The 12,586-nt window shown below is 31.7% G+C and carries 10 protein-coding genes and 1 other annotated feature; all 10 genes read right to left on the minus strand.

Annotation, left to right across the window (positions count from 1 at the left end):
- Nucleotides 1-357: 357 nt before the first annotated feature.
- A complete protein-coding gene (locus tag ACZM4J_RS11835; protein WP_302690373.1) occupies nucleotides 358-1,215 on the minus strand; it encodes an MATE family efflux transporter in 858 nt (285 codons plus the stop codon).
- A 154-nt stretch (nucleotides 1,216-1,369) separates the two neighbouring features.
- Nucleotides 1,370-3,379: a hypothetical protein gene (locus ACZM4J_RS11840; RefSeq protein WP_489486242.1), complete on the minus strand. Its 2,010-nt coding sequence runs from the start codon at nucleotides 3,377-3,379 to the stop codon at nucleotides 1,370-1,372.
- Between the two features lie 209 nt (nucleotides 3,380-3,588).
- Entirely contained in the window at nucleotides 3,589-4,548 is a 960-nt protein-coding gene (locus ACZM4J_RS11845; RefSeq protein WP_489486244.1) for a ketopantoate reductase family protein, read from the minus strand.
- A 265-nt stretch (nucleotides 4,549-4,813) separates the two neighbouring features.
- Nucleotides 4,814-6,091, minus strand: a complete 1,278-nt coding sequence (gene aroA / locus ACZM4J_RS11850; protein ID WP_489486246.1) for a 3-phosphoshikimate 1-carboxyvinyltransferase — start codon at nucleotides 6,089-6,091, stop codon at nucleotides 4,814-4,816.
- 273 nt (nucleotides 6,092-6,364) lie between these two features.
- Nucleotides 6,365-6,781, minus strand: coding sequence for an NUDIX hydrolase (locus tag ACZM4J_RS11855; protein WP_489486248.1), 417 nt, complete (start codon nucleotides 6,779-6,781; stop codon nucleotides 6,365-6,367).
- A 27-nt stretch (nucleotides 6,782-6,808) separates the two neighbouring features.
- Nucleotides 6,809-7,852, minus strand: coding sequence for a tRNA preQ1(34) S-adenosylmethionine ribosyltransferase-isomerase QueA (gene queA, locus ACZM4J_RS11860; protein WP_178061767.1), 1,044 nt, complete (start codon nucleotides 7,850-7,852; stop codon nucleotides 6,809-6,811).
- A gap of 123 nt (nucleotides 7,853-7,975) precedes the next feature.
- Nucleotides 7,976-8,422 (minus strand): D-aminoacyl-tRNA deacylase, encoded by a 447-nt coding sequence (gene dtd / locus ACZM4J_RS11865; RefSeq protein WP_302690369.1) that lies wholly within the window; start codon nucleotides 8,420-8,422, stop codon nucleotides 7,976-7,978.
- 209 nt (nucleotides 8,423-8,631) lie between these two features.
- On the minus strand, nucleotides 8,632-11,049 hold the full coding sequence (gene pheT / locus ACZM4J_RS11870; RefSeq protein WP_118436394.1) for a phenylalanine--tRNA ligase subunit beta: 2,418 nt from the start codon (nucleotides 11,047-11,049) through the stop codon (nucleotides 8,632-8,634).
- A gap of 18 nt (nucleotides 11,050-11,067) precedes the next feature.
- On the minus strand, nucleotides 11,068-12,087 hold the full coding sequence (gene pheS, locus ACZM4J_RS11875) for a phenylalanine--tRNA ligase subunit alpha (RefSeq protein WP_302690366.1): 1,020 nt from the start codon (nucleotides 12,085-12,087) through the stop codon (nucleotides 11,068-11,070).
- Between the two features lie 122 nt (nucleotides 12,088-12,209).
- Nucleotides 12,210-12,430: a binding site (T-box leader), on the minus strand.
- The coding region (locus tag ACZM4J_RS11880; protein ID WP_489486250.1) for a hypothetical protein at nucleotides 12,405-12,586 on the minus strand (182 nt) is incomplete at its 5' end. Its footprint overlaps the feature before it by 26 nt.

A 12,586-nucleotide genomic window follows, 5' to 3' on the forward strand; every position in this document is an offset into this window, starting at 1 on the left:
TATGCTAGTTATATAAACAAGAGCTGCAAGCTCATTTCATGAACTTACAGTTCCATCACTTATCATAGAATGTCTATTTACAGACTTTATTTCACAGACTCGCCAAGACAAATTTGAAATAAGGAGGATATAACTATGTGTTTTAAATTTAGTAACTGTACTCAATTATTTAACACTATTTGTAATTTCTTTAACATTGGTTGTTAATTAATTATGTAAATTAAAACCATCAATACAAAATAATTGTTTAAACTATTTTTGTATTGATGATTTTTTAATTATTTATTATATTTATTTTTATTATTTCTATTCATGTTCTTTTGTATTGCTCCACAAATTTTATTTAAAATTAAAGAATTATATTAACTTAAATTGAGTCCACTTCTTTGATTTATATCTTCCAATAAAAATTATTCCTCTAAATACTAAATCCATGCTCATACCAATAGCTATGCCAATTACCCCCATATCAAGTACTAAACCAAACAATGCAACCATACTTGAAAGGGCTACTTTTACTAACTGATGCACACCATTTTCTACTCCATTTGGAATTGCTATCCGCATAATTTTCTTTTGGTATGATCCCATCCATTTAACGATATATTTCAGACGATAACTTACTGGCAATTTACCATTAAAACAATAAATTGTCACTGCAACTGCTGAAATAATTCTTGTAATAAGAGATGGATATGCAACACCTGCAACTCCCATATGCAGAACAAATACCCCAACACAATTTCCAACCACATTAAGTACATTTGATATTACGGAAATATACATAGTTACATTAGTCTTCTTTATACTTCTGCATAAAGCTGCTCCTGCATCATAAATTGCTAATGCCGGTAAAGAAAATGTTGTAATTATAAGATAACTGTCACATGCACTCATTACTTCCTTTGTAATTTTCCCAAATAGCAGTCTTAATAATTGAGAATGGAATATTATAATTAATGCTGACAAAACCACTGATATAATTATTGAAATTAAAAGTAACTTACTTGATGTTTGAGAAGCCTTCTTTTCATTTCTACTTCCTATATATTGGCTAATAATTACAGCACCACCTGATGATATTGCTATAAACAAAAAAAGCAACACTGTGTTAAACGATGTAACTAATGACACACCTGAAATGTCTGCTTCACTGGAAAAACTTACAACAAAAGTGTCAGCTATACCAACAAACATTAGTAAAAACTGTTCCACAAATTTTCTTTTTTGCAGGCATATTTCTTTTCCTCCATAATATAATAAAATAAACATATTTATTAATAAACATGTTTATTTTATTCTTTATTTACTTATATGCCAAGAAAAGCAAGTAACAACTATATTAATAATTTGTTACTTGCTTTCAAGATTACTTTATTGAATTTTGTTCTATTCCTACTTTAGTATAATCTAAGACATCTTCTCTCTGGATTCTAAGATAATATTCACCCTTATCTATTGTAATACTTTTAGAAATTGATTTATCAGGCTGATTTGTACAATCAAGAGTAACTGTCTTTTCTGCAACATTATTACCTTTCTTAAACACTTCAGCTTTAACTTTTCCATCCCATATAGAATTAATACTAATAATTATTTTCTTCTTTTTGTTATTTTTTAATTTAAACCATGCATCTTTTCCGTCATTATATGAGAAACGAAATTCGTTATAATCATTACCGCTTATATCAGCAGCCTTTCCCCTGTCTTTGCATATTGGTGTTCTATTAATACCATACAGATGAGTATTTATTTCGTATTGAGAATCAAGAGGACTTTCTAAGTAAACTCTATATTCACCTTTTGGTAATTCACATTCTATTAATTTTTTATTTTCTTCCCAATTACCTATATTATGTGTAACATCGCTCCACTTGTTATTCTCCTTTTTTTGTAATTTAACATTAACATTTATTTTTTTACCGGTTATGTTTTCTCCAAAAACTAGAGATACATATGCTCTTTGTTTTTTTACAGAAAAATTCCAATATTGTGGTTCTCCTGTACCAATAATTAATTCGTCATACGTATCAGTAAACTCAAATATATTTTTTTGATTATATAATTTCATTTCAACTTCGCCAATTTCAAAAAAATCATATTTTTTAAAGAATTTATCCCCTGGTACCTGTACTGTAAAACTTTCACCTTCTTTGAGTTTTATACTATAATAAGATGCATCAGGTAAAAGATTACCATTTATGTCATAAACTTTTATACCTCCACCTGTGTCAAACGACATTATACAATCATTCGTTGCTACAAATTTTACCTTTTTTGATTTGTAATGTTTGCAATAATATAATTCTCTTTCTATTTTAAATAGCTTAGGATCACATTTTACAATTTCATTATTAAAATCATAACAATCCTTATTTTTTTTCCAAATATCAGATTTTTTTCCTTTATACGATGATGGGAAATTTACTTTCTTTATCATAGCATACGTTGGGTCATAAACTACATATGTTGCATATGGTTTTCCTAGCGCCTGACAGATTCCATACTTAACTCCTTCTGGAATATTAACCACTGACATACAACCGGTATATCCCACCAATATACTTTTGTTGTAAATATAAAAGTCTCCTTTTTTAATTATGTACTTTTTTAATGTTGAAAAGAATTTATCCTTACCTAAAAAATTAAATAATACCTGTATGCTATCACGCTTTAATTTTTTATTTTTCATTACTACCTTTGCATCTTGTATAATGTGATTAAATTCAACATTTCCAACATACTTACTTACAGAAGAAGGTAATACAATCTTCTTTAACTTTTTACACGAAGTATCTTCTCCCTCATCATCACAATCATTATACTTAGCATAATTATTACACTCATATGTCATTCCGCTCACATCTATTATTTTACACCCTTTTCGTATTGTTAATTTTTTCATTTCAGTTGGCATTGCTACGAATTTTTTGCCATTTTTTGTGTATATTATCCCTTTAAAACTTTTGTATTTTTTGTCTTTACTACTAACCTTGTATGTCTTTGTTTTGTAATAACATACCATTTTTTCAGACGTTAATGGTGAATTAAACTTTACCATATTCACTGTTATCGGATAATAATGAGTATAATATGATTCATAAAATTTCAAATCACCCGGAACTTCTAACACTTTTACTTTTTTACAACTCTTAAAAGGTTCTATTGGAAGTTTTTTCACCCCTTTTTTCACAACAACCTTTTTAATTTTCCCTGCATTTTTAAATTTTGCATTTTTAGGAATTTTTCCTGTCACTGTTAACGTACTCCCGTTCACATAATAATTTTGATTTTTTGCCTGTACGTTACCACTTGATATAAATATAATCCCACAAAGTACCCCTATTGAAATGCATAACTTTAATAATTTTTTGTTCAATTTAAACTCCTCCCTTTTCTCCTAATACTTTTGTAAGTTTTTCTTATTCAATTGTTATACTCACAAAAAATAATTTTTATTGCATAAAATTAAAAAAGAGGTAAAATTAAAAAAGTCAGAAATATTTTATACGCTTGATAAGTAAATTTTTTACCGGACAAACCGGTAAGAAAAGTAATATCTAACTCAAAATATTTCTGACTTATTTTTTATTTTGACCATGTAACTTTGTCATTATCACCCTCATAATTAAACATACCGTCATTTTTTTCTTCTAATGCTTTAATCATGTGGTAAGTATATTCATTATATGGTGTAGGGATTCCAAGTTCCTTTCCCATACGTACCAACGCCCCTGAAAACATATCTATTTCTGTGTGCCTGCCTGCATCTATATCTTGCAATGTTGAATAACGTGCTGATGCTTTCACAGCACTTCCACGACCTGATGAATCGTCTATTTTACTTAAATCTATTCCTTTAGCCTCTGCAATACTTTCAACTTCTCCCCTTAATGCTTTTCTAATAAAACTCATATGCTCACTGTCGTGATAACATCCCACACCTGCACCTAGAATTGCCTGTGGTAAGTTGTTGCAAACATTAAGTCTGAATTTGCCCCATATTTCTTCCTGTATAAATTCTGTCACTCTCCAATGAATTCCTGTATTAGCAAAAAGATGATTTATAGCCTTTATTCTCTCACTTTCAAAAGGTGGCTGTAATTCTCCAAGAATTATGCCAATTGTTGTTTCAGGATCAAAATGATAGCCATCCTCCTTCTTTTGGGAAGCAACCTTAATAAAAGAATGTAAAATATTGTTAGGGTTAATTCTTTTTCCAATAATCTCCTCACTATCCACACCATTCATAAGACTCATTACAATTGTGTTTTCACCTACAATCTTCTCTATGTCATCTAATGTATCAGGCAGGTTGCCATATTTTAAACATACTATTAAAAGGTCAGCATCCTTTGCCTCCTTTGGTGTCCAAACATTTGGAGTATATTTAACACCGTTTATTGTAATTCCTTCATTCTTTAATCTTTTATTTCGTTCGTCTTTTGCAACAACACCTAATTCAATGCCGTCCTTATTTGATAGTCCCCATATAACGTAAGAACCCACAGCTCCAGCTCCTAATATTGCTGCTTTTTTAATGTTCATCTCTAGTTTTCTCCTAATGTTTCTGTATCATAATTCCGTAATATAAATGCTAAGTTAAATTATTAAATATATTATCTCATATTACTAATTTGTGGAAATTATTTTTAATTTACTTAATCTCATGACTTATTGTAAAGTAAGTAAAATGTTTCAGTGACATTCCTTATAATTTAAATTTATTTATACTTTTGTACGTTTTAATTTTAATATTAAGATTTAATTTGATTTTAATTCATAGCACTACTATTATATTAAATCTTACATTTTAATAAATACTCTCCAATACGTCAAAATAATTCTCAAATGTTTTCCTACAACACATTGGATTGTCTATAATAACACCATCAATTATAAGCCCTACCATTGCAAAACTCATTGCCACACGGTGATCCTCATAAGTGTCAATTTCACATCCATGAAGAACGCCCGGCTCAATAACTACGTTAGTTTCTGGCTCTTCAATAATTTCTGTCTTACAACCAAGTTTCTTCAGCTCTGTTGCAATTACTGCCACTCTATCTGACTCCTGTCCTCTAATGTGTCCTATATTTTTAATAATAGTTTTTGAATTTGCAAATGCAGCTACAACAGCCATTGTCAGTGCCTGATCTGAAAAGTCAGACATATCAATTTCGATTCCCGGATAGCTGTCAATACTTGCTCCATCAACTTCAACACCAGCAGATGTATCTGTTAATTTACAGCCTAACTTTTCCAAAACCGTTAAAAACTTAATATCACCCTGCATGGAGTTTAAATGAATACCTTTTACAACACTTTTCACTTTAAGTAAAATTGCCATGGCATAAAAATAGCATGCTGCCGACATATCAGGCTCAACCTCATAAGCATCCAATTTTACTTCCTGTTTTTTTATGTTATATGTATTGTTATTTTTTTCAAATTTAACGCCAAACTGTTCTAACATTCTAAGGGTAATCTTTATGTAAGCACCATTTGGTCTCGAACCTGTCAGATTAACTTCCATTCCGTTAACTGCAGCTGCCATAAGCAATGCACTTGCATACTGACTACTTTTAGAAGTATCGATTGATATTTTTATTTCACCTATCCCCTTTGAATTTAATTTAAAAGGAAAATGTCCTTCTTTTTCTAAATATTCTATTTCTACACCATTTTCCATAAGCTTGTTAAGTAACTCACTCATTGGTCTTTTTTTCATTTGCTCAGAAGATTCTAATGTATATTTCCCACCACATACGGCAAGTAACACCGTCATAAATCTTGCTGCAGTTCCTGCACTTCTAACATTTATTGTAGCTTCATTATTTGGAATTCTTCCGTTCTCCCCTTGAATCACAACTGTTTTTGCATTTTCATCAATTTCCAGTTTAAAGCCAAGTTTATCCAGGCAGTCCAAAAAAGCTCTTGAATCATCACTAAATAAAACGCCACTAAGCTTACATTTTCCATTTGAAATTGCAGCTAACATTAATGCTCTGTTTGTAATACTTTTTGACCCTGGTACCTCAACGTTTATATCTTTTTTATTTATAACTTTTTTTACTGTATATTTTTCCATAATTTCTTATTCTTTCTTTTGATAAATTATTCGTTTTCTAATAACCAATTTGCAATGTCATATATTTTCTATCATCCGTTTAACCTACAAACTGCTACCATCATATCATTTAATACACTTCTTATTCAAGGTATCACTTTCTAAACTTTAAATTTTTTCATTTTCGAAAATGGTGTTTACATATATTATGAAAAAAATAAGCGAAAACATCATAGTTTTTTTAATTTAAGAAGATTCTATAATATTTTCGCCTAATTAATTGATTATTTAATTTTAAAAATGTAATAGCTCGCCTTTAAGTGTTTCAATATGTTGAACAATATGTCCAATATTTCCCTCTCCGGCATATTGTGTTTCATCAAAAAAGTTATTATCCAATGTAGACCAAAACAATTTGTTTTCTGTGCCATTAACATCTACTATTTTATTTAACTTTCCAACATAAACTTCAAGGTAATAGTTTTCAATATAATATGTAAAATCCATTATATGTAAAAGCATAATATCATCTTTTGTTATGGTTGTTTCTTCTTCAAGTTCTCTATATGCAGCATCAAGTCCATTTTCGTTTTTTTCTATTTTTCCACCCACAAAATTTGCTAATCCCTTATACGGATCTTTTTTTCTTTTACACATCAATATTTTATCTGCATTTTCATTATATACTACTATTACATTGTATCCTCTCATATTTTCACCCTTATAAAGTTTATTCTATTACTTTACATCACTTTCATTAGTAATAAACATTGCATCACCAAAACTAAAGAATCTATACTTTTCTTCTACAGCAGTTTTGTAAGCATTAAGAATATTGTCTCTTCCAGCCAACGCCGATACAAGCATTAATAATGTTGATTCTGGCAAATGGAAGTTAGTAATAAGGCAGTCAATTGCCTTAAATTTGTATCCCGGATAAATAAAAATCTGTGTCCAACCACTGCCGGCATGAATCACACCATTTTCGTCTGCCACAGTTTCAAGAGTTCTTGTGCTGGTTGTTCCAACAGAAATAACTCGTCCACCATTTGCCTTTGTATCATTTATCATTTTGGCATCTTCTTCGTCCACCATATAAAATTCAGAATGCATATGATGTTCCAGAATATTTTCTACCTTTACAGGTCTAAAAGTTCCAAGTCCAACATGAAGTGTAACGTGTGCAATCTTTACACCTTTTTCCTTAATCTGCTCCAGCAACTCCTTTGTAAAATGAAGACCTGCTGTTGGTGCAGCTGCGGAACCTTCATACTTTGCATAAACTGTCTGATATCTGTTTTTGTCTTCAAGCTTGTGTGTAATATAAGGTGGAAGTGGCATTTCTCCAAGCTGATCCAACACCTCTTCAAATATTCCCTCGTACTTAAACTGAATAAGACGATTGCCTTCTTCAACCACGTCTATTACTTCACCCATTAAAAGTCCATCACCAAAACTAATAACAGTTCCCGGCTTACACTTCTTTCCAGGCTTTACTAAAGTTTCCCAAACGTCATTTTCACGTCTCTTTAATAATAAAACTTCAATCTTTGCATTAGTACCTACTTTGCTACCATAAAGTCTTGCCGGCAACACCTTTGTGTCATTTATAACAAGGCAGTCACCTTCATGTAAATAGTCTATTATTTCCTTAAAAATATGATGTTGCACTTCACCTGTATTCTTGTTAAGAACCATTAATCTTGAACTACTTCTGTCTTCTAATGGATCCTGTGCAATTAATTCTTCCGGTAAATCATAATAATAATCATGTAAACTCATTTTATCTGCGTCACTCATAACTGTTCCTCTTTTCATCTATACTTAAAACTATCAAATATAATTTTTGTTTTTACACTAACTTTAAATTTTTTAAATAATATATTCCAACATTAAAGGGACTTTTTATAGCTGTTCACTATCTAATACTATTGTAAATGGACCGTCATTTTCAAGTTTAACTTTCATATCAGCGCCAAACTCGCCTGTTTCAACAACCTTAACCATTTCCCTGCATTTTTCAATTATGTACTCATACATTTCATTTGCCATGTCAGGTGCACCTGCATTAATAAAAGATGGTCTGTTGCCTTTTTTACAATTTGCATACAATGTAAACTGAGACACTAATAAAAGTTCTCCATCAACATCTGCTAAAGCCAAATTGGTCTTTCCGTTTTCATCATCAAATATACGCATACCTATTAATTTCTTAATCATCTTATCAGCGATTTCTTTTGTATCATCATTTGACACCCCAATAAACACTAAAAAACCTTTATTGATTTTTCCAACAATTTTTTCATCAATTGTTACACTTGCATTATTTACTCTTTGAATTACAAATTTCATATTAAACCATTCCTTGCATATTATTTTCAACTAATCTATTTTACACTATTCTTATATTTTTGTCATTAGTTGGTGGAATAAAGTATTTCTTCTAGCAAAAAAAGATGAATATTTCTCTCCCACTTCATATGGAAAAAATAATACTCATCTTTTTTATATTTTTAATATAACTATTCGACTATAAACATTTATCGGATAATAGTCAAACCCTAGCCTCTTAACTGGATTCCTAAACGCTCTAATCCGTTAAGAATTTTCTTCATTGCTCCTGCAATGTCGTTTTCTTCAAGAGTTCTGTCTTTTGCTCTAAATACAATATTGTAAGCAACTGACTTAAATCCTTTTTCAATCTGATCACCTTCGTAAATGTCAAATAAGCTATAGCTTTCAAGGATTTTTCCACCACGCTGCTTAATAACTGCTTCAATGTCACCAACTAAAATTTCTTTTGGTACAACCATTGAAATATCACGTGAAACAGCAGGGAATTTTGCAATTCCTTCATACTTCTTATCAAAGTTAGCCATTTCGTAAATGTATGGCATATCAATAACAGCAACATATGCTCTTGTTTTCATATTGTAATTTTCGCAAACTGTTGGATGAACTTCTCCTAAGTATCCAATAACTGTGTCATTGTATACAACATTTGCCTGTCTGCCAGGATGTAAGAATGTCTTACCAGCCTTTGCATCGTAAGAAATGTCTTTGTCAATTCCAACCTGTCCTAAAAATTCTTCTACAACACCTTTCATTGTGAAGAAATCTCCATCTCCGTAGAATCCTAATGTAAACTGCATTCTTTCATCTGGAAGGTCAGTTACAGGTAATGCCTTTGGAATATAAATATTACCCATTTCAAATAATCTTACATCTTTGTTACGTCTGTTGTAGTTTGTCGCAAGTGATGTAAGCATACCGTTAAGAGATGTTGTTCTCATAACACTGAAGTCTTCTCCTAAAGGATTTGAAATTGTAACTGTTTTTCTTAATTCACTGTCTTCAGGTAAAAGTAATTTATCAAATACCTTTGGACTTTCAAATGAATATGTCATTCCTTGTGAGAAACCACAGTATAAAGCAACACTTCTTGCAAGTTCATCAATTCTTAATTTTTCTGATAATTTTCCTGAAGTTGCCTCTCCTGAAGGTAATGTTGTAGGAATCTTATCATATCCGTAGAATCTTGTAATTTCTTCTGCAATATCACACATGCCGATTAAGTCCTGTCTAAATGTAGGAACTGTAATCATCTTTGTTTCTTTATCATATTCTAATTCTAAAGCTGGGAAGTAGCTAATCATTTCTTCTTCTGTTAAATCAAATCCAATAAGATTATTTACATAATCAGGATCAAATTTAATCTGATGTTCTTCCTTCTTTTCAGGATAGAAATCAACCATTCCTTCAACTACTTCACCTGCGCCTAATTCTTCGATTAACTGGCATGCTCTGTTAATAGCTGCTTCTGCATTGTTAGGATCAAGTCCTTTTTCAAACTTTCCTGATGCGTCAGTTCTAAGACCAACTCTCTTAGATGAAAGACGGATATTTGTACCATCAAAGCATGCAGCTTCAAATAACATATCCTGAACATCATCTGTAATCATTGAGTTTTCTCCACCCATGATTCCAGCTAAACCAATTGCTTTTTCTTCATCACAAATCATAAGCATATCTCTGTCTAATGTTCTTTCCTGTCCATCTAATGTTGTGAATTTTTCACCGTCTTCTGCACGACGTACCACAATCTTGTTTCCCTTGATTGTTGAAAGATCATACGCATGCATTGGCTGACCAAATTCTTCCATAACATAGTTTGTAATATCAACTAAGTTATTAATTGGTCTGATACCACAGGCACTAAGTCTTCTCTGCATCCATTCAGGTGATGGAGCAATCTTTACATTTTTAACAACCTTAGCACAGTATCTTGGGCAAAGCTCTGCATCCTTTACTTCTACTTTGATGTAGTCATTTACATCACCTGTTGTTCCAACAGCCTTAACTTCAGGAGCAACAAATGGCTTTCTAAATGTTGCTGCAGCTTCTCTAGCAATTCCTAATACGCTATAGCAATCTACTCTGTTAGATGTAATTTCATATTCAAAAACTGTATCATGTAAACCTAATACTTCTACAGCATCAGCTCCTACTTCTACACTGTCATCAAAAATATAAATTCCGTTTTCAGGTGCTTCAGGATAAAATTCTGTAGTTGAACCTAATTCTTCAATAGAACACATCATTCCGTTTGATTCAACACCACGAAGTTTTCCTTTTTTGATTTTAATTCCACCAGGAGTCTTCTTTCCGTCATGTCCTCCTGCAACTCTACCACCGTCTAATACAACAGGTACTTTTAATCCTTCTTTTACATTTGTTGCACCTGTAACGATCTGAGTTGTTTCTGTTCCAATATTAACCTGGCAAATAACTAATTTATCTGCATCAGGGTGCTTTTCAATTTTTTCAATTTGTCCAACAACAATTTTATCAAGGTCAGCGTCAAGTCTTTCAAAACCTTCGCACTTTGTTCCTGATAAAGTCATTGCATCCATGTATTCCTGATCAGTACATTCAAGGTCAGGAACGTATGCCTTAATCCATGATAGTGGTGTATTCATTATAATTCCCTCCTTTAATTAAAACTGATTTAAGAAACGGTCATCGTTCTCATATAATAATCTCATGTCATCGATTTCGTATTTAAGTAATGCGATTCTTTCAAGACCTACACCAAATGCAAATCCCTGATATTCATTAGGGTCAATTCCACCCATTTCAAGTACATGTGGATGAACCATACCACAACCAAGAATTTCAATCCAGCCTTCACCCTTACAGAATCTACATCCTTTACCGCCACACTTAAAGCATGTAACGTCAACTTCTGCACTTGGTTCTGTAAATGGGAAGTGATGTGGTCTAAACTTAATCTTTGTATTTTCACCAAAAAGTTCTTTTGCAAACTGCTCTAAAGTACCCTTTAAATCAGCCATAGTTACATTCTTATCAATTACCAAACCTTCAATCTGGTGGAATGATGGTGAATGAGTTGCATCTACCTGGTCTGATCTAAATACTCTCCCCGGACTAACAATTCTAATAGGTGGCTGAGTTTTTTCCATTACTCTTGCCTGAACTGATGAAGTCTGAGTTCTAAGTACGATATTTTTATTTATATAAAATGTATCCTGTTCATCTTTTGCAGGATGATTTTCAGGTATATTTAAAGCTTCAAAGTTGTAATGGTCAAATTCAACTTCAGGCCCTTCAACAACTTCGTAACCCATTCCTACGAAAATTCTTTCAAGTTCTTCTAAAGCTAAAGTATTTGGATGCTTATGACCCACTTTATTTTTCTTTGCAGGTAAAGTAACATCAATAACTTCTGCTTTAAGCTTAGCCTCTCTTGCTTTTGCTTCAAGGTCTTTCTTTACATTTTCTAATTCTTCTTCAATACGCTTTCTTGTATCATTTACAAGCTGACCAACTTTTGGTCTGTCTTCAGGGGCAACATCCTTCATACCTTTTAATACTTCAGTAAGCTGTCCTTTTTTACCAAGAATCTCTACTCTTACATCATTAAGTACACTAATGTCCTTGGCATCTTTGATTTTTGCAATTGCCTGTTCTCTAATTGCTTCTAATCTTTCCTTCATTGTACAGTATCCTTTCTATAAGATATAGTAGATTTTTTACACTTTGTTTTCCATTTAATATTTACGGTAACAAATGTAAAATTAAAAAATTTTTATGCAAAAGAAAAGTCCCTGCATAAAAATGCAGGGACGAAATATCTATCCGCGGTACCACCCTTATTTTCACAAACGTGAACTCTCAAAATACTTAACGCGTATTAAACGTCACATGCTACTTTGATTTCACAAGTGAGGCTCCTGTGGGAAATTCAAATATTTTTGTTACTTAAAAGACCTTCCAGCCGATGAGTCTTTCTCTCTTAAAGAATAAAAATATCCTACTTTGCACATTCAATGCCTTTGTCAACGAAAAATATTTTAACATAGATATTTTTTAGTGTCAACCAAACTAATAAAACAGTTTGTGTCAAGTAATCGTTGGCAACTTTCCTTTTCTCTTTTTCTATACGATTATTATCTACTTTTTTGTATGCCAAATAAACCCTGTCGGGTTTCTCTT

This window comes from Eubacterium sp. (assembly GCF_057858645.1).